Origin of the sequence: Methylobacterium sp. 391_Methyba4, from assembly GCF_029691625.1 — a bacterium.
Taxonomy (GTDB): domain Bacteria; phylum Pseudomonadota; class Alphaproteobacteria; order Rhizobiales; family Beijerinckiaceae; genus Methylobacterium; species Methylobacterium fujisawaense.
Map to the genome: position 1 here is coordinate 228,515 of NZ_CP121475.1, position 17,813 is coordinate 246,327.

The window sequence follows — 17,813 nt, forward strand, 5'->3', positions numbered from 1 at the left end:
TGCGGCGCCCTGATCGCTCGGCCGGTCCTGGCCCTGGGAGCGCGGCTCCTCGGTGAGGATCCGGACATAGGTCGAGGACAGGGTCGGGGTGATCATGGACGGCACTCGTTGAGGTGCGGGCGCTCCGCGTGCGCGGAAAGCTCGAGAGGCAGTTCGGGGCGGGCCGCGTCGCGGGTCGCGGCGTAGAGGGCGAGATAGGCGGCCGCGACGACGACCGGGTCGGTGCCGGCGCGGATGCGGGCGGCGCGGGCGAGCCCCTCTGCGAGGCGGGCGGGCTCCGCGACGATCCGGGCCATCGCGGCGGCGAGTGCCGGGGCATCGCCCGGTGGCACCAGCCACGGCCCCGGTCCGACCTGCTCGCCGATGCCGCCGCTGGCGGTTCCGATCACCGGGACGCCGCGCCCGTAGGCTTCCGCCACCGTCCGGCCGAAGGGTTCGGGCCAGATCGGGGGGACGACGAGGCAGTCGATGCCATCCAGGAAGGCGTCGCGCTCCGCGTAGCCCAGGATGGTCGCGGGCAGGCCCTCGGCCCGGGCGCGGTAGCGGTCGAGCCCGTCCACGGCGCGGCCGGCAACGGAGAGGCTCCAGCCTGCCCTCGGCAGGCTCCGGCAGGCTTCGAGGAGCGTGTCGAAGCCTTTGGCGGCCTCGATCCGACCCAGATAGCCGAACCGAACCGGCGCCCCCGGAACCCGCGGACGCCGTGCCGGCGCCAGGCCGGGCGGGATCGGATTCCAGATCACCCGTCGCAGCGCCGGCGGCACGTCGTTGAAGAAACCGGCATCGAGATGGCGCTCGAGGATGTCTGAGCCCACGGCGGCCAGAGCCGTCACGGCGCGCTGACAGCGCCGGTGGATCCCACCGTAGAGGCGGCATTTGAGATGCTGACCGTCACAAGGCCGGCCGTCCCGCACCATCGCCCCGTTAGTGCAGAGACTGGTGAAGTCGTGGAGCGTGTGCACGATCGGCAGTCCGAGCTGCCGGAGCATCGGCCAGAGCGCCGGCGGCAGCTCGGAGATCGAGTGCGTATTCACGAGATCGGGTTCGAAATTCCGGACCGCCGCCGCCATCCGGTCGAGCGTGGGTCGGTTCCACTGCGCGGCGAGCTTGTAGCGGAGGCGGTCGAGCCGCCCGCGTTCAGGCCAGTCGAGGATGTGGAAGGGCGTTCCGTGGCCGGTCCGATAGACGGTGACGCCGTCCTGAAGGACCGGCTCGCCCTGCGCCCGTGCCGCGCAGACGACGGCAACGTCATGGCCGAGGCCCGCCTGGGTGCGGGCGAGTGTCTCGACCATCAGTTCGGCGCCCCCGACCTGCTCGGGCGGATAGAGCGAGCTAAGGTGCAGGATGCGCATGCGGCACCTCCCGAGCGGGGCGCGCCGGAGCGCCGTCCCGGAGCGCGTCGAGCAGCAGGCCCTCATAGCGGCGGGCGGTTTCGGCCCAGTCGTAGCGACGGACATTGTCGCGGCCGCGCGCGATCAGCGTGGCCCGGAGCCCTGGTTCGTCGAGCAGGCGGCGCAGGCCCGTGGTCAGCGCCGCAGCGTCGGCGGGATCGAAGGTCAGGGCACCGGCTCCGGCGATCTCGGGCGTCGCGGAGCGGTCCGAGCAGAGAACCGGGCAGTCGAGGGCCTGCGCCTCCAGCACGGGCAGGCAGAACCCCTCGGCGAAGGACGGGACACACAGGCACAAGGCCGCGCGGTAGAGGCCTGCCAGCTGGTCGTCGTCGATCCGCGACAGACGCGTCAGCGGCACCGGGGCACCGCCGAGCGCGGCGGCGATCGCCTCGTCGGGATCCTCGCCCACGTGCACGATCCCGATCCCCGGCCGGCCGAGCCCGACCACGGCGCGGGCAAGGGTCGCGAAGTTCTTGTTGTACAGGGCGTTGCCGACCGCCAGCACGAAGGGCCCGGCCGGGAGTCCGGCCCGGGGCCCGTCGCGCGTGGGATCCAGCATCGCCGCGGAGGGCACGGTCTGCGCCCGTCCGCGAAGCCGGGGATAATGGTGCTCCAGATCGCGCCGGGTCGCCTCGGACACGGTGATCACCCGTGCGCTGTTGCCCAGCACCAGCCGGAAGATCGGATCGGTGGTCAGGGCCTCGCGGGAGCGGATGCGCTCGGGCAGCGTGCGGAAATAGAGATCGTGCACGACGCTCACCCGCGCGCGACCGCCGAAGGCCGCACCGTAGGGGTCGGCGTTCAGCACCACGTCGATGTCCAGGGCCCGGCACAGCCGCGGGACGGCGAGGCTCTGGCGCAGGACGTCGAGCAGCATGATCCGCGGCCGCGGCACCGTCACGACCTCGACGCGGTCGCGGATCGCCGCCGGCAGCTGGTCGCGGCGCCAGGGAGAGCGGAGCACCACCGTGAAGGTGCCGCGCGCGATCAGGCCGGCGATCACCCGGAAGGCGACGAGCGCGACGCCCGACGGCCGACCGGCATGCTGGCTCGGCATGTTGACGAGGACGCGCGGCATTGCGGTTCTGACGGCTCCGGGCGAGAGGGCAGGGATTGCCGGCCTGTCAGGCGCGGCCGGCGACCTGGAGGATGATGTCGGCGAGCGCGCGCTGCATCCGGTCCGCTCCGTAGCGGGACAGTGCCCGTTCCCGGGCGAGACCGGTTCGCGTCGCGAAGGCTTCCGGATTGTCGAGCAGCTCCGACAGGGCGGCCGCCAAACGGTCCGGTCGCCGTGGCGGCACCAGCGTTCCGGCCGCGCCGCCGTCGAGAATCTCCGCAGAGGCACCCGCATCCGTGGCGACCACCGGCACGCCGACGCGCATCGCCTCGACGAGGGTGCGGCCGAACGGTTCCGGATCGACCGAGGGGTGCACGACCACGTCGACCGCCTGCATCAGTCGGGGGACGTCGTCGCGCTGGCCGAGGAACGTGATCCGGTCCGACAGCCGGTACTTGGCCACAAGGTCCATCAGATGCGCCGCGTAGGCATTCTCGCCGAAGAGCGGCGCCCCCACCACGATGCAGTGGAGTCCGGGCAGGCGCGCGAGCGCCTCGATCAGCACGTCCTGTCCCTTCCAGGGCGCGATGCGGCTGAACACGCCCACGAGCGGACCCGCCGGCAGGCCGAGTGCCGCGCGCAGCGCCGCGGCGGGCCGGGGGTCGCGGTCGAGGTCGAGGCCGTTCGGCACGATACGGATCAGGGATCGGCGTCCCCCGCCCTGAACGAAGGCCCGCGCTGCGGCTTCGGACGGCACGATCACCCGGGTCGCGCAGAGATTGGCGAGGCTCACCTGGGCGATGCGCTGGGCCCGCCCGAAATGCGCGCTGTCGAGGATGTCGTGCAGGTGCCAGACCAGGGGCCGTCCGACGCAACGCGCGGCGAAGGCGGACAGCAGGAAAGCTTTCTGCGAATTCGCGTAGACGACGTCGCAGGCGCGCGCCGCCCGCGCGATCTCCAGGACCAGGGCGCCGAGCCGGCCTAGCACCGGCAGGGCGCTCAGGGGCGAGGCATCCCGCCGGAGAGCCGCCAGGGAGGTCCGACGCCGTGCAAGACGGATCTCCAGACCCTGCCCGCGCAGGGCGTCGGTGAGGGCGCCGTCCTCGAACAGGAAGGCGGTCGAACCCGCCCATGGCTGGACGGCGTCGCGGAGCACCAGTTCCGCTCCCGACATCGTGCCGGTGTGGCTGACGAACAGAACGCTGGGACGCGCGGCGATCCCGGACCGGGCGGCCAAAACCCGGTCGACGGAGCCACGCTCCGGAAGCGTCGCGGCGGGAAGGACGTCTGTCATCGGGCGCCCGCGGCCGTGCGTGGATCGGGCAGCGGCATCACATCGTAGGTCGGTTGGGTGCCCGGCCGGACCATCGTCATCGCGATTCCGAGCACGTGTCCGCCGGCGCGGCGCAGGTTCGCCACGGTTTCGACGGTGTCGGAGAGCTGCGAGCGGCCGTAGCGGGCGCAGCAGAGCACGCCGTCGACGTGGCGGGCGAGCGTCGGCGCGTCCATCAGGAGGCTGGTGGGCGGCGTATCGAGAAGGACGAGGTCGTAGCGGCGGCTCCAGTCGAGAAAGCCCGCCATCCGGTCGCTCATCAGAAGCTCGGTTGAGTCGGCCGTCGGCGTCCCCGCCGGGATGACGTCGAAGCGCCCGGCCGGGACCACGGCCTCGGCCGGGTCGATCTCGCCGCGGAGCACGCCGCCGAGGCCCGGCCCGCGGCCGAGCCCGAGCGACGCCTCGAAATTCGGGCGCCGCAGGTCGCACTCGACGACGAGGACCCGTCGCCCGCCGGCGGCGCCGATCCCGGCCAGCGCGAAGGCCGTGAACGACTTGCCCTCGCGCGGCTTCGCCGAGGTCACCAGGATGACGCGGGACTTGCCGGAGCCTGCCAGGACGAGATGGGCGTGCAGGTTGCGCAGGACGTTCTGCATCACCGGATCGACCCGCGCCCGCGCCAGGGCCTCCGGGAGTTCGAGCGCCCGCTGACGCTCGGAGAAGCGTCCGACCAGCCCGGCTGGCTCCAGGCTGGGCAGCTGCGCGAAGACCGGGGCGCCGGTGCCGGCCATGAGCTGCGCGGAGCTGCGCACCCGTCGGTCGGTATAGTCGCGCAGCAGCGCGGCAGCGGCGGCGAGGACGCCCGCGAGCACGAAGCCGCCCGCCAGGAACGGCACGGCCTTCGGCGAGAACGGCTCCTGCGGCAGCTCGGCGAGGCTGACCAGGCGCGTGCTGCCGGTGAGGATGCGCCGCTCGGTCTCCAGCTCGCCCGCCCGCTTCACCAGATCGGCGTAGCGGGTGCGCTTGATCTCCGCGTTGCGGACCATGCCCTCGATCGAGGCCTCGTCGTCCATGGCGGCGGCGGCGTCGGTCTTGGCGGTTTCGAGCTGGGCGCGCAGCGACTTGGCGAGGGCGTTCGACGCCTCGTAGGACTTGCGCAAGCCCTTCGCGACGTTGCCGACCTCCTGCTCGATCCGCGTGCGCAGGCTCGCCTGCTCGGTCTCGAGCGCCCGGATGACCGGGTGGTTCGCCCCGAGCAGCGTGCTCTGGTTGGCGAGCTGCGCGCTGACGCCGCTGAGTTGCTGCTTCAGGGATACGACGGTCTGACTGGCCAGCACCGCCGGGGCACTGTCGGCGCCGCGAGCGCCCTTGTTCTCGATCTCGCTGAGACGCGCGGCGGCATCCGCCTTGGCCGTCTCCGCAGCGGCAAGCTGCTGGCTGATGCTGGTCAGTCGCTCGGCGCTGATCGGGGCCGTCGAGCCCTTCAGCAGGCCCTTGCGACGGCGGAAGGTCTGGATCCGGGTCTCGTCCGCGCGGATCGATGCATCGAGCTGGCTGATCTCGGCATGCAGCCAGTCGGCGGCCGCCTTCCGGCTCGAGGCCTGCGTCTCGCGCTGATCCTCCAGGAAGGCGTTGATCAGGCCGTTGGCCATCGTCTGCGCCGTCTCGGGCAGCGGCGACTTGTAACCGATGGTGATAATGCGCGAGCGGCCCGAACTCAGGACCGTGTAGCGTTTCTGAAGATACTCCACGAGGGCGTTGCGATCCGTCGTGAGCTTCGTACAGGCCGCTTCCTTCTTGGCGCTGATCTCGTCGGGATGCCCGCGGGTCGCCGCAGAGCGGCACTCGGCCATGACGGCCGCGATCAGGCCGTCGTCGATCGCGAGACGCAGCAGCCGGGGCGAGCGTATCACCAGGATCTGGCTCTCGATATCGGCCGGATCGCCGATCTTCTGGATCCAGGCCATGGAGGCGTTGTTCGCCCCGGGCTCCGCTTCGGCGACGATCACCGAGCCGCTCGCCACGTATTGCGGCTGAATCATCAGCAGGGCGGTTACGGCGAGGCCGAGGATCCCGACGAACACCGCTGCGAACAGGTAGCGGCGATGCCAGATCCGGGAGAGGGCGGCGGCCAGCGGGCCGCCGCGCACCGGCTCCTGGGGGAGGGCGCGGACAGGCGCCCGGTCGGCCAGATCGACAGTCAGGAAGGACATGCGGCGCGTCCTCAGCCGACGGCTTCGAGCCGCGGCAGGATCCGCGGGCGCGTCTCGCAGGCGGCTTGATGGAGAGCCATCTGCTGACCGACGAAGCTCGCGAAGCGGCTTCGGAACAGCTCGGCCGAGAACATCTCGGCCTGCGCCCAGCAGGCCTCTCGGGTGAACAGGCTTTCCTGCTGCAGGAACCGGCCCACGCAATCGGCGATGGCCTGCGGCTCCGGCGTGTCGAAGAACATCCCGGTGCGCTGCGGGCCGCGGACCTGAACCGTCTCGCGGGCGCCGCCGCGGCCCAGCGCGAGGACCGGCGTGCCCTCCGACGTGGCCTCGACCACGATGATCCCAAAATCCTCCTCGGCCGCGAAAATGAAGGCCCGGGCCGTGGCCATGAGGCGCCGCAATTCACCGTCGGAGACGAAGCCGGAGAACGACACGTTGGGCCCGGCGATCTCCCGCAGCCGTGCCGCATCCGGCCCGGTGCCCGCCACCACGAGTTCGAGATCGGGAAGCAGGGCGAAGGCGCGGATCACGGCCTCGACGTTCTTGTAGGGGACGAGCCGGCTGGCCACGAGGAAGTGGTTGCCGCGCGGCCCGTCGTAGCGCTGGCTCGGCAGATTGATGGGCGGGTGGATGACCTCGGCGGTGCGGCCGTATACCTTGTGGATGCGCCGGGCGACGAAGGCGGAATTGGCCACGATCGCGTTGGGTCCGGCCGCGGTGCGGAAGTCCCAGACCCGCATCCGGTGCAGGATGAGCCGGGCGAGCAGGCTCTTCATCCCGGCGTCGCAGCCGCTCTCCCTCAGGTAGGTATGCTGCATGTCCCAGGCGTAGCGCATGGGCGAGTGAATGTAGGAGACGTGCAGCTGGTCGGGTCCGGTCAGGACGCCCTTGGCCACCGCGTAGCTGCTGGAGATGACGAGATCGTAGGCCGAGAGGTCGAACTGTTCGATCGCGAGCGGCATCAGGGGCAGGTAGTTGCGGTGCCGCGTCCGCGCGAAGGGCATGCGCTGGATGAAACTTGTCCGCGCCTGCGTGTAGCCCAGCCGCTCCCGATCCTCTTCGGACAGGAAATCGAAGAGCGCGAAGACATCCGCGTCGGGATAGATCCGCAGCAGCTGCTCGAGGACACGCTCGGCGCCACCGACGATATACAACCAGTCGTGAACAATCGCGACACGCATCACAGCTTCCTCGTCGGCACGCCAGACGCGGGACCAATCAATACTGTCCTGCCGCCCCCGCCTGTGACAGCGAGCAAAGGCGCGCTGGAAAGAGTAATGGAGACATCGGCCCTAAAAAAGGGGTCACCGCCTCGACAACAGTTGGAAATAGGCCCTGTTCAGATGTGTAATACCGAGTGTAAACTTAATTTTTATGAATTAGTAACGTTAATTATCGGCATTCTCTGCACGGTCAGCGCGTGGCTTCGGTCTATGCACTGGCAGCGCAAGCCGGTCGCGGCCTGCGCCGCGGAGATCCTGCGTGGCGCAGGCTACGAGGCGATCGGCGTCGGCTGAGAGGCAGGACGCGTCCGTCGATGGAGCCGGTGTCGCAGGCCGGCGATCAGAGGGGTCTCGACATATCGGAACAGCACCTCACCCGCGGCCACAGAGGCCGGAAACGCGATGGCGAAGATGAGAGCGGCACGCGCGTATCCGGGGGCGACGAGGAGCGCTGCGAGCTTGGCGGCGCTGTGAAGCAGCAGGTTGTGGACCAGGTAGAACGAGTAGCTGGCATTGCCTTGCGAGAGCAGCCAGCGCGATTTCAGCGCGACGCCGCCCTGCTCCAGAAGCAGCATCGCGCCGACGACGAGGACCGCCGCGGAGCCCCAGACCAGCGGCCGGGCGAATCCAGACAATTCGGGGCTGGCGTCGAGCAGCGTGGTGGCGATCTGGCCGCCGAGGACGAGCAGCGCCGCCGCGGACAGGGCGGCACAGGCCAAGCGCCTGACCGGGAAGCCCGCGGGCGGGATGCCGAGGCGCAGATAGGCGTAGCCCAGGCCGATGCCGGCGGCGAACTCGATGATGATCGGCTTCGTGTAGTAGGCCCAGTACAGGCCCGAGGCGGGCAGAAGTCCGAGCAGGATCAACGCGAGGAAGATTGCGGCCGCGCCCAGCGCCCGGACGGCGGGCTTCGGCACCAGCAGCAGGCCCGCGAAGATCACGTAAAAAAACATTTCGTAGTTGAGCGTCCAGCCGACGGAATTCAGAGGCTCGATGAAGCCTCCGCGGGAAAACGGCAGGAACAGCAACGACTGGATGAGGTAGTCCGGCCGGACCTCCATGATCCCGATAGGCTTCAGGCCGGTCAGCGCGATGAGCGCCAGGCCGATCGTGACGAGCCAGTAGACCGGGACGACGCGCGACGCCCGGCGGAGCAGGAACCCACCGGGGCTCTCACGGCGGCCGCTGGTGCTCACGAACATGATGAACCCGGACAGGACGAAGAAGACGTCCACGCCGAAGGCGCCGAAGGCCAGGAGATCCGGTCGCGGCAAAACCGGTCCGATATACAGGCCGTAATGCGTGAGGAAGACGAGGTATGACGCGACGGCACGCAGAATTTGAAGATTGTCGATCATCGCGCGCCGGCTGATGCCTGGGGCTACGCCCGGGACAGGCGAAGCCGCAACCTTATGGCCACGATGGCCCCGCCACGTCACGACAAGTCCCGAATCGTCCTAAATGGCTCCTCATCCCGAATTGACGTCATGCCGCGCATTTACGCGTGTAAGTTGCTGATTCCGCGAATTGGCGGGAGAGTCGGTCGCGAAATAAAGAGCTGGAAAGTGATCGTAAAGGTAGCGGCGGTCAATATAGCGCTCGGGCCGCGTGAGCTGCCTGGATACGCCGCGCGCATCCCCGTATCGCAACACGCGCACGGCTATTTACTATTAATCAATAGATAATTTGACGGCGGGCCGATCCGTTCAATAGCGTCGTTATGACTGGAATAGGGAGTTCCGCCTTGAACATCGCTCAGGATATCCGTGAGATCCTAGGATCGAACGAAGCCTTCGCCGGCAAGGCCGACCAGCTCTCCGAGGATGACAGCCTGTTCGATCGCGGGCTGGATTCGTTCGGCTCGGTGCAGCTGATGTTGGCGCTGGAGGAGCGCTTCAACATCGAGTTTCCCGATGAACTCCTGAACCGCAAGTCGTTCTCGTCCATCCGCGCGATTCGCGAGGCCGTCTCCACGCTGATCCAGCAGGAAGCCGCATGAGCACGTTTGCCGCGCGCGCCGAGCGGGTGGCGGCGGTGGCGGCGCGTCACGCCGACGCCGTCGATCGCGAAGGCCGCTTCCCCGAAGAGGCGGTGGCGGCGCTGAAGGCCGAGCGCCTCCTCGGTCTTCAGATCCCGGGGCAGTTCGGCGGCGAGGGGGCTGGGCTCGTCCAGATCGCCGAGCTGTGCAGCACGCTCGGCCAGGCCTGCAGCGCGGCCGCGATGGTGTTCGCGATGCACCACATCAAGGTGTCGAGCCTCGTGACCCATGGGCTCGACAGCCCGTGGCATGGCCGCCTGATGGAGCGGATCACCCGCGAACAATTGCTGGTCGCCTCCTCGACCACCGAAGCCGGCATCGGCGGCGACCTGCGCAACAGCCTCTGCGCCGTGGAGACCACCGGTGAGGTCTTCGCCCTCGGCAAGGACGCGTCGGTGATCTCCTACGGCGCCCGGGCCGACCTGATCCTCGCCACGGCCCGGCGCCATCCGGACGCGGCGACGTCCGATCAGGTCCTCGTCGCGCTGATGGCCGATCAGATCTCCCTGGTGCGCACGGGGGATTGGGACACCCTCGGGATGCGCGGGACGTGCAGCGACGGCTTCCGCCTGGAGGCCCGGAACGTCCCGGTCGAGCAGATCCTGCCGAAGCCCTTCGCGGAGATCGCCGCCCAGTCGATGCTGGCCTCGTCGCACCTGCTGTGGAGCAGCGTGTGGTACGGGATCGCGACCTACGCGGTGGACCGCGCCCGCGCCTTCGTGCAGGCCGAGGCCCGACGTCGGCCCGGACAGGTCCCGCCCACGGCCCTGAGGCTGGCCGAGGTCTCCAACGCCCACCAGGCCATGCGGGGCACCATCGTGTCGGCCCTGCGCCGCTTCGAGGATGCGCACGGGGACGCCGACACGATCGGCTCCGTCGGCTTCTGCGTGATGCTGAACAACCTCAAGGTCACCGTCTCCGACATGGCGGTCGAGATCGTGCGGGGTGCGCTCGCGATCGTCGGTCTCGCCGGATACAGGAACGACACGCCCTTCAGCCTGGGACGGCCGCTGCGCGACGTCCTCTCCGCACCGCTGATGATTGGCAACGATCGCATCCTCGCCAACACCGCCAAGCTCCTGCTCGTGCAGAAGGGCAGCGGCCAGCTCATGAGTGCGTGATGGAATCGATCTCCTCTCCCGCCGGCGACGTCCTCCCCGAGGACGAGCCGGCCGGCGGTCCGACGTTCCTCGACCGCCTGTTCGACCACGGGCTGCTGGTCCGGACCGGCGTCGACGGCCTCTACGGCCGCAGCGGCGGCTTCGAGAGCGTCGTCGACGCCCTCGACCGGATGATCACGCGTCTCGGCGCCGCCGAGGGGGCCGAGGTGCTGCGCTTCCCGCCCGCGATGAGCCGGTCGGCCTTCGAGCGCAGCGGGTACCTCAAGGGGTTCCCGAACCTCGCCGGCACCGTCCACAGCTTCTGCGGCGACGCCCGCGGCCATGCCGAGATCCTTGCCTGTCTGGAGGCCGGGACCGACTGGACCGGCCAGCAGGAGGCCACCGACGTCGTCCTGACGCCCGCGGCCTGCTACCCGGTCTATCCGGTGGCTGCCGCCCGGGGGGCGCTGCCCGCCGCGGGCCGCCTCTTCGACCTGCAATCCTATTGCTTCCGGCGCGAGCCCTCGCTGGAGTCGACCCGGATGCAGCTCTTCCGCATGCGCGAATACGTGCGCATGGGCAGTCCCGAGCAGGTTCTGGCCTTCCGCGAGTCGTGGCTCGAACGCGGCACGGCGATGATGCGCGACCTCGGTCTTCCGCTCGCCATCGACGCGGCCAACGACCCGTTTTTCGGGCGCGCCGGCCGGATGCTCGCCAACAACCAGCGGGCGCAGGGCCTCAAGTTCGAACTGAACGTCCCGGTCAACAGCGTCGACAAGCCGACCGCCTGTCTCAGCTTCAACTATCACCAGGACCATTTCGGCAGCACCTGGGACCTGCATCAGGCGGATGGCACGGTCGCCCATACGGCCTGCGTCGGCTTCGGCCTGGAGCGGATCACCCTGGCGCTGTTGCGCCACCACGGGCTCGATCTCGCCGCCTGGCCTGAGGCCGTCCGCGCCGAGCTGTGGGGTTGAGGCGGTGACCGCCGCTCTGCGCCGGCCGGAGGGTCTCGGAGCCGCGGGACCCTACGTCCAGCACCCGCTCCACGGGTCCGGCCGCGATTGGCCGGAGACGAACTGCTACGTCGACCTCTGGATCGAGCTCCTGCACGGACGCGGCCTCGTGCCCGAGGCGATGCTGGGCTTCACCCTGCGGCAGGATTTCGAGGGCGACCAGTTCACCTTCTTCAAGCCGCCGCCCGGCGACATCGAGCGGCTCTACGGGCTGGAGGTGCTGGAACTCGCGGTCTACGGGGGCCTTGAGGCCCATGCCGTGCGTCAGGCGGAGGCCGGCCGCCCGGTGCTGGTCGAAGTCGACGCGATCTATCTGCCCGATACCCAGGGGACGACCTACGGCCGGGACCACGCCAAGACCACGATCGGTATCCTGGCCCTCGACCCGGTGACCCAGGAACTCGATTATCTTCACAATGCCGGGCGCTTCCGGCTGTCGGGGGCGGATTATGCCGGGATCTTTGCGCCGGCGCTGCTGCCGCCCTACGCCGAGTTCGTGAAGTCGGTCGCCTCGCCCCTGAGTTCCGCGGACCTGCCGGGGGCCGCCCGCGCGCTGCTCGTCCGGCATCGCGCCCGGGCGCCCCGCCGCAATCCTGTCCTGGCGTTCCGCGACGCATTGGCGGCGACGGCCGGGGATCTGGTGTGCCGGCCGCTCAGCGTGTTCCACGCCTACGCCTTCAATACGACGCGCCAGCTCGGCGCCAATTTCGAGATGCTCGCCAGTCATCTCTCGTGGCTCGAGGCGCGGGATGCCGGTGGGTTCGCGCCAGCGGCCGCGGCCGCCGCGGATGTGAGCCGCGAGGCGAAGGCCTTCCAGTTCCAGCTTGCCCGCGCCTTCCACCGTCGCTCGGCCGAAGGACTGGCACTGCGTCTCGACCGTCTCGCGGCGACCTACGACCGCGTCTTCGCCGACCTCGACCGCGCGCTGGACCGCTGAGAGCCGCGATGGCCCGCATCCGCTGCGTCGACGAGCGTGCGCCGGAGGTCCAGTTCGGGCCCTGGATGCTCGCCGTCACGCCGCCGGGCGCCTGTGCGGGCCCCGCTGACCTCGACGCCGTGACCGGCTGGATCCCCGCCACCGTTCCGGGCACCGCCGCCGCCGCCCTGCGGGCCGCCGGGCGCTGGAGCGAGGCCGCGCCGGAGCCGATCCACGATCGCGATGTCTGGTACCGGTCGCGCATCGCCGGGGCGGGCCCGGCTCGGCTTCGATTCGAAGGGCTCGCCACCCTGGCCGAGGTCTGGCTCGACGGCGCGCCGATCCTCTGCACCCGCTCCATGTTCGAGGCGCCCACCGTCGATGTCGAACTCGGCGGCGTCTCCGAGCTGGTGCTCTGCTTCCGTGCGCTCCGGGAGGAACTCGACCGACCGGCCAAGCGCGGGCGCTGGCGGCCCCGGATGATCACGCCCGGATCGCTGCGCCATCTGCGAACCAGCGTCCTCGGCTTCATGCCGGGCTGGTGCCCGGAGATCGACCACGTCGGCCCCTTCCGACCGCTGACTGTCGGGCCGGTCCGACCCCGCATGGCGGCCGCGGATGTGCGTTCGACCCTCGAAGGCGACATCGGCCACCTGGCCGTCCGCCTGCGAATCGACGGGCGGACCGACTCGGTCATCCTCGCGTGCGGCGGAGGTGAGGCTTCTCTGACCGAGGTCGAGCCGGGCCTGTTCACAGGCGCGCTGGCGCTTCCCGGCATCGCGCCCTGGTGGCCGCACACCCACGGCGTGCCGAACCTCTACCCGGTCGAGGTGCGCGTCGACGGCGCACGCTTCGACCTCGGCCGCGTCGGCTTCCGAAGCCTGACGCTCACCCGTCCGTTCGAGGACGGCCTGTCGCTGGCGGTGAACGGCGTGCCGGTCTTCTGCCGGGGCGCCGTCTGGACGCCGCCGGATCTCGTCGGGCTGGGCTCCGACGGGACCCGAACGCTGCTTATGCGCGCCCGTGCGGCCGGCATGAACATGCTGCGCGTCCCGGGTACGACGCTCTATCCGGATTCCGACTTCTACAATCTGTGCGACGAATTCGGCATTCTGGTCTGGCAGGACCTGATGCTCGCCAATTTCGACTATCCGCACGCGGACCCGGCTTTCGCGTCCCAACTCGACTGCGAGCTGACGGGGTTTCTCGAGCGGACGCAGACCGCGCCGTCGCTCTGCGTGCTGTGCGGGGGCAGCGAAGTCTGGCAGCAGGCGGCGATGCTCGGCGCGCCCCGGGCCGTCTGGGCCGACACCTTCTGCGCGACGACTTTGCCGGCGCGCGCGGCGGATCTGCGACCCGATCTCATCGTCGTGCCGAACTCGCCCTCCGGCGGCGACTTGCCCTTCTCGCCGCGCGGGGGCTGCACCCACTATTTTGGCGTCGGCGCCTATCGACGGCCCTTGGAGGATGCCCGCCGGGCAGAACCTGGCTTCGCCAGCGAATGCCTCGCCTTCGCCAATCCGCCCGAACCCGGCACGCCGGGACCGACCGGACCGGCCGATCCGCTCTGGCCGGCCGGCATCCCCCGGGACCGGGGGGCCGACTGGGACTTCGAGACGGTGCGCGACCATTATGTCGCCCTGCTCTACGGCGTCGATCCGGCGGCGCTGCGCGTCGAAGATCCGGACCGCTACCTCGAACTCGGCCGTGCTGCGGTGGCCGAGGTGATGGAGGCGACCTTCGCGGAGTGGCGCCGTCCGCGCTCGCCGACGGCCGGCGGCCTCGTCCTGATGCTGCGCGACCTCGGACCCGGCGCCGGCTGGGGCGTCATCGACTGGACGCAGAGGCCGAAATCGGCCTGGTATGCGCTGAAGCGCGCCTTCCGTCCGGTCCAGGTCCTTCTCACCGACGAGGGCCTCGACGGCCTTCACGTTCACGTCCTCAACGAGACGGCAGCGGCCCAGGACCTGACGCTGAGGCTGACCCTGTGCGATGTCGGGGGGCGGGTCGCAGCGCGGGCCGAGCGGGTCCTTACGGCCGGCCCGCGGGCGGCCCTCACGCTTTCTTCCGCCGCCGTTCTCGGCCGATTCTTCGACACCACGGACAGCTACCGGTTTGGGCCACGGATCCACGATCTCGCGCATGCCCGGCTGAGCGATGCCGACGGCCGCGTGATCGCCGAGAGCTTCCACTTCCCTGGCCTGCGACCAGTCCTCCGTGAGGCTGTCGGCCTGCGGGCCGAACCGGTCGCGACCGGGGAGGGTCCGGGTCTGCGGATCAGCACCGCGCGCTTCGCCTGCAGCGTCCAAGTACAAGCCTCCGGAGTGTGGCCGGTCGAGAGCGGATTCCATCTCGCGCCGGGATCGAGCCGGATCGTCGCCTTCGCGGACGCCGCCCGGCTGCCGCGCGGGAGCGTGCGGGCGATCAACAGCAGCGAGATCGTGGAATTCGGTCATGACGCCTGAGGTCGAGTCCGACGCCGCGGTGCCGGTGACGTTCGATGGTCTGTTCGGGTGGCTTCATCCGGCCGCCGGACGGCGCGGCGTCGTCCTCTGCGGGACCTGCGGTTTCGAGCAGATGGCCGCGCACAGACCCTGGCGTTCGCTGGCCGAAGGCCTCGCCGCGGCGGGCTGCCCGACCTTGCGCTTCGACTACCCGGGGGAGGGCGACTCGGCCGATCCCGAAGCCGGAGGGATCCTGGCCTGCGTCGCGGCGATCCGGCGAGCCGTCCAGTTCCTGCGCGCAACGGCGGGCGTGTCGGAGATCGTCCTCATCGGTCTGCGCCTAGGCGCCACCTTCGCGGCCCTGGCGGCCCAGGTCGAGGCCGTGGAAGGCCTCGTGCTGCTGGCACCGGTCACGACCGGGCGCGCCTATCTGCGCGAGATGCGGCTGCGGGCGCAGACCATCGGGCGCCTGCCGGACGGGTCGGTCCCATCGCAGGAGGCCGACAGCCTCACCGTCGGTGGCTTCCGGATGGAATCGGTTGTCCTCAATGAGCTCGCCACCCTCAACCTCGAACGTCTCGAACGGGCGCCGGCGCGGCGCGCGCTGCTCCTGGCACCCGAGACCAGGACCCTGGCCGCCCGCCTCGAAACCCTCGGCTCCACGGTCGCGACAGGGCCGTTCCCGGGTCTCGCCGCACTCGTCGGCGACCCGATCTTCTCCGATGTCCCGGCGGCGGATTTCGCGCGCGTCATCGCCTTCGCGACCGCGGGCGCGGGAGACAGCGGCCTGACGCGCAGCGGAACGGCCGTCGGCGCCCTGGCTTCGCCGCATCTGACCGGGTCGGGCTGGGAGGAGGAGCCGGTGCGGTTCGCCCGGGGCCTGTTCGGCATCCGGTGCCGCCCGGACCGGGCCGACGCGAATGCACCCACGATCGTGTTCGTCTCCACCGGCATGAGCGTGCATTCCGGATGGGGACGCCAGACCACCGATCTCGCCCGGCGTCTCGCCGCCGACGGAATCGGCTCGTTTCGGTTCGATCAGCGGGGCATCGGCGACAGCGCTGATCGAGCGGACGGCCGCAAGCCGCTCTTCGCGGCGGACGGATTCGCCGATGTGATCTCGGCCGTCGACGAGATCGCCGGCACGGGCGGTTCGATCCTGCTCGTCGGCGGCTGCAGCGGCGCCTACGCGGCCTTGCACGCCCTCTGCCGGGACAGCCGGGTGGACGGGGCCCTCCTGCTCAACCTCTACTGCTTCGACTGGGATCCGGATCAGGACCTCGACCAGGTCATCCGGCAAACCTTCGGGAGCGCCTCCACCTACGCGGCCCTGCTCAAGCGGGGCGCGACGTGGCGCCGGCTGATCCGCGGCGAGATCCGGATCGGCGCGATCGCCGCGGTGCTGGCCCGGCGCGGGATCGATGCCGCGTTCCGCCGGATGCGCCGGGCCATACGCCCCGGCCCGCCCGGCGGATCACCCGCCCGGCGGATCGCGGCCCTTCGCCGCCGGGGTGCCGAGATCCGCCTGCTCTACAGTGCCGGCGATCCCGGTCTTGCGGCGCTCCGCCGCCACCTGGGACGCTCGCCCGGGAAGGCGGACCGCCGCCTCGGCGCGCCCGTGACGGTCGTTCCGGGCGTGGACCACAATTTCGGATCCCGCGAGGCCCAGGCCAGGCTCGCCGAGGCGCTCCACGACCTTCTGCAGGCGGTGCAACGGTCGAAGGCGACGCGCTCCGGCACGGCGGTTTCCGCAAAGCCCGGCCGTGTCCTCACCCTGGCGGGCCGGACATGACACGGCTCACGCGCCGTTCGGCGCTCGCCCTGGCAGCGGGATCCCTCGCGACGGGCACCTTCGCGACAGGTACCTTGGCGGCAGGGCGTGCCACGGCGGCGGAGCCGCTGCATCGGTGCGAGGCGCTGATCGATTCCATCGGCGTGAACGTGCATCTCGGCCATCGTGGCAGCCCGTATGTCGAGCGCTTTGCGGCCTGCATTGAAGCCCTCGACGATCTCGGCGTCCGCCATCTGCGCGACGATATCGTGCTCACCGGCGACGAGCCGGCTGGACAATTCGAACGGATCGCGGATCTGGCCGGCCGGGGCTACCGCTTCAGCCTGATCTTCTATGACGGGCTCACGCCGGGGCCGCGGGTAGCGCCGGAGCGCTTCGCCGAAATCGCAGGCTGGGCTGGCGCGGGACTCGTCGTGGCGGAGGGCGGCAACGAGCCCCCGGTGGCGACGCGGCCCGGTTTGGCGGGGCAGTCGGCCGCGCACCAAGCCGCCCTGTTCCGCGCCGTGCGGGCGGATGCCCGGGCCGGAACCGTCCGGGTCGCCGGGCCGAGCTACATCCAGGGCAACGTCGCAGCGGCGCAGAATCTTGCGGCCGTGATCGATTTCGCGAACATCCACGCCTATCCCGGCGCGGAGCCCCCGGAAACCGATGGCGCCGGCAGCCTCGCCCGCTTCATGGCGGCATCCCGTCCGGTCTTCGGCGATGCTCCGGTGTTGGCGACCGAGAATGGCTACCACACGGCGCTTGCCACCGGCAGCGCCCATCTGCCGATCTCGGCCGGTCTCCGGGCCCGGTACCTTCCGCGGATGCTGCTCTGGAGCTATCTGCAGGGGGTACGCCGCACCTACCTCTACGAGCTGATCGCCAGCTTCGATCGCGGCGACGCCGACCCCGAAAGCCATTTCGGCCTCCTCGCTCACGACGGCCGGCCGACCCCCGCCTTCCGGGCGGTTCGCAGCCTCGTCCGACTGTTCGGAGCGAATGCCGGCACGGTCGCCGCCGTTGCGGCCGATCGCGACGTCACATTGTCCGCTGCAGTGCCCGATCTCGTCTTCGCACGGTTCGCACGACAGGACGGGGCGACGCTCATTCCGATCTGGCTCGGCCTCGACGGCTGGGATCGGCGCAACCGGATCCCGCTTCCGGATGCGCCCGCGCGTCCCGCCGAGATCCGTCTGTCGCGCCAGCCGCGGCAAGTCAGGCTGCATCGCTTCGATGACGACGGATCGGTCACCGTCGCGAACCTTCCGGCGGACAGGCGCGTGCCGGTCCAGGTCACCGACCGCCTCGGCGTGATCGAGCTGACATAGAACCTATCCTGCCGGGCCCGGGACCGGCCCGCAGACCGACACA

The 17,813-nt window shown here is 70.4% G+C and carries 14 protein-coding genes; 8 read left to right on the plus strand and 6 right to left on the minus strand.

Translation table 11 applies throughout. The features are described 5' to 3' along the window. Positions 1–92: 92 nt before the first annotated feature. The 5 genes from P9K36_RS01225 to P9K36_RS01245 are packed head-to-tail and all read right to left on the minus strand — an operon-like array spanning position 93 to position 7,112. Complete coding sequence (locus tag P9K36_RS01225) at positions 93–1,349, minus strand: glycosyltransferase family 4 protein (RefSeq protein WP_278306481.1); 1,257 nt, start codon at positions 1,347–1,349, stop codon at positions 93–95. Then, a complete protein-coding gene (locus P9K36_RS01230; protein ID WP_043755079.1) occupies positions 1,330–2,466 on the minus strand; it encodes a glycosyltransferase family 1 protein in 1,137 nt (378 codons plus the stop codon). Before P9K36_RS01230 ends, P9K36_RS01225 begins: the two co-directional genes overlap by 20 nt. A 46-nt stretch (positions 2,467–2,512) precedes the next feature. Continuing rightward, complete coding sequence (locus tag P9K36_RS01235) at positions 2,513–3,739, minus strand: glycosyltransferase family 4 protein (protein WP_100793877.1); 1,227 nt, start codon at positions 3,737–3,739, stop codon at positions 2,513–2,515. Then, positions 3,736–5,931, minus strand: coding sequence for a polysaccharide biosynthesis tyrosine autokinase (locus P9K36_RS01240; RefSeq protein WP_043755083.1), 2,196 nt, complete (start codon positions 5,929–5,931; stop codon positions 3,736–3,738). Before P9K36_RS01240 ends, P9K36_RS01235 begins: the two co-directional genes overlap by 4 nt. Before the next feature lie 11 nt (positions 5,932–5,942). Then, positions 5,943–7,112 carry a glycosyltransferase gene (locus P9K36_RS01245; protein ID WP_043755085.1) on the minus strand — a complete coding sequence of 390 codons (1,170 nt, stop codon included), beginning with the start codon at positions 7,110–7,112 and terminating at the stop codon, positions 5,943–5,945. Here P9K36_RS01245 and P9K36_RS01250 point away from each other — a divergent pair. Further along, complete coding sequence (locus tag P9K36_RS01250) at positions 7,092–7,448, plus strand: hypothetical protein (RefSeq protein WP_148311211.1); 357 nt, start codon at positions 7,092–7,094, stop codon at positions 7,446–7,448. The genes P9K36_RS01245 and P9K36_RS01250 overlap by 21 nt on opposite strands. Here the strand turns inward: P9K36_RS01250 and P9K36_RS01255 are convergent. Further along, positions 7,424–8,512 (minus strand): acyltransferase, encoded by a 1,089-nt coding sequence (locus tag P9K36_RS01255; protein ID WP_043755088.1) that lies wholly within the window; start codon positions 8,510–8,512, stop codon positions 7,424–7,426. The two genes, P9K36_RS01250 and P9K36_RS01255, sit on opposite strands and share 25 nt — an antisense overlap. A gap of 386 nt (positions 8,513–8,898) precedes the next feature. Between P9K36_RS01255 and P9K36_RS01260 the strand changes: the two genes are divergently transcribed. Genes P9K36_RS01260 through P9K36_RS01290 form a run of 7 tightly spaced genes read left to right on the plus strand, consistent with a single transcriptional unit; the run spans position 8,899 to position 17,770 of the window. Further along, positions 8,899–9,153, plus strand: a complete 255-nt coding sequence (locus tag P9K36_RS01260) for an acyl carrier protein (protein ID WP_043353394.1) — start codon at positions 8,899–8,901, stop codon at positions 9,151–9,153. Then, complete coding sequence (locus P9K36_RS01265) at positions 9,150–10,313, plus strand: acyl-CoA dehydrogenase family protein (protein WP_043755091.1); 1,164 nt, start codon at positions 9,150–9,152, stop codon at positions 10,311–10,313. The genes P9K36_RS01260 and P9K36_RS01265 overlap by 4 nt, the downstream gene beginning before the upstream one ends. Then, entirely contained in the window at positions 10,313–11,269 is a 957-nt protein-coding gene (locus tag P9K36_RS01270) for an amino acid--[acyl-carrier-protein] ligase (protein ID WP_278306482.1), read from the plus strand. Before P9K36_RS01265 ends, P9K36_RS01270 begins: the two co-directional genes overlap by 1 nt. A gap of 4 nt (positions 11,270–11,273) precedes the next feature. Beyond that, complete coding sequence (locus P9K36_RS01275) at positions 11,274–12,245, plus strand: DUF1839 family protein (protein ID WP_043755094.1); 972 nt, start codon at positions 11,274–11,276, stop codon at positions 12,243–12,245. Positions 12,246–12,253: 8 nt separating this feature from the next. Continuing rightward, a complete protein-coding gene (locus tag P9K36_RS01280) occupies positions 12,254–14,689 on the plus strand; it encodes a beta-mannosidase (protein ID WP_043354845.1) in 2,436 nt (811 codons plus the stop codon). Continuing rightward, positions 14,679–16,460, plus strand: a complete 1,782-nt coding sequence (locus P9K36_RS01285; protein ID WP_043755096.1) for an alpha/beta fold hydrolase — start codon at positions 14,679–14,681, stop codon at positions 16,458–16,460. Before P9K36_RS01280 ends, P9K36_RS01285 begins: the two co-directional genes overlap by 11 nt. Continuing rightward, entirely contained in the window at positions 16,457–17,770 is a 1,314-nt protein-coding gene (locus P9K36_RS01290; RefSeq protein ID WP_278306483.1) for a hypothetical protein, read from the plus strand. The genes P9K36_RS01285 and P9K36_RS01290 overlap by 4 nt, the downstream gene beginning before the upstream one ends. The last annotated feature ends 43 nt before the right edge of the window (positions 17,771–17,813 follow it).

Excerpts from the sequence above, each read along its gene's own strand:
- P9K36_RS01235 (WP_100793877.1), bottom strand. The coding sequence starts at position 3,739 with ATGACAGACGTCCTTCCCGCCGCGACGCTTCCGGAGCGTGGCTCCGTC.
- P9K36_RS01280 (WP_043354845.1), top strand. The coding sequence starts at position 12,254 with ATGGCCCGCATCCGCTGCGTCGACGAGCGTGCGCCGGAGGTCCAGTTC.
- P9K36_RS01245 (WP_043755085.1), bottom strand. The coding sequence starts at position 7,112 with ATGCGTGTCGCGATTGTTCACGACTGGTTGTATATCGTCGGTGGCGCC.
- P9K36_RS01225 (WP_278306481.1), bottom strand. The coding sequence starts at position 1,349 with ATGCGCATCCTGCACCTTAGCTCGCTCTATCCGCCCGAGCAGGTCGGG.
- P9K36_RS01285 (WP_043755096.1), top strand. The coding sequence starts at position 14,679 with ATGACGCCTGAGGTCGAGTCCGACGCCGCGGTGCCGGTGACGTTCGAT.
- P9K36_RS01290 (WP_278306483.1), top strand. The coding sequence starts at position 16,457 with ATGACACGGCTCACGCGCCGTTCGGCGCTCGCCCTGGCAGCGGGATCC.
- P9K36_RS01265 (WP_043755091.1), top strand. The coding sequence starts at position 9,150 with ATGAGCACGTTTGCCGCGCGCGCCGAGCGGGTGGCGGCGGTGGCGGCG.
- P9K36_RS01240 (WP_043755083.1), bottom strand. The coding sequence starts at position 5,931 with ATGTCCTTCCTGACTGTCGATCTGGCCGACCGGGCGCCTGTCCGCGCC.
- P9K36_RS01270 (WP_278306482.1), top strand. The coding sequence starts at position 10,313 with ATGGAATCGATCTCCTCTCCCGCCGGCGACGTCCTCCCCGAGGACGAG.
- P9K36_RS01230 (WP_043755079.1), bottom strand. The coding sequence starts at position 2,466 with ATGCCGCGCGTCCTCGTCAACATGCCGAGCCAGCATGCCGGTCGGCCG.
- P9K36_RS01255 (WP_043755088.1), bottom strand. The coding sequence starts at position 8,512 with ATGATCGACAATCTTCAAATTCTGCGTGCCGTCGCGTCATACCTCGTC.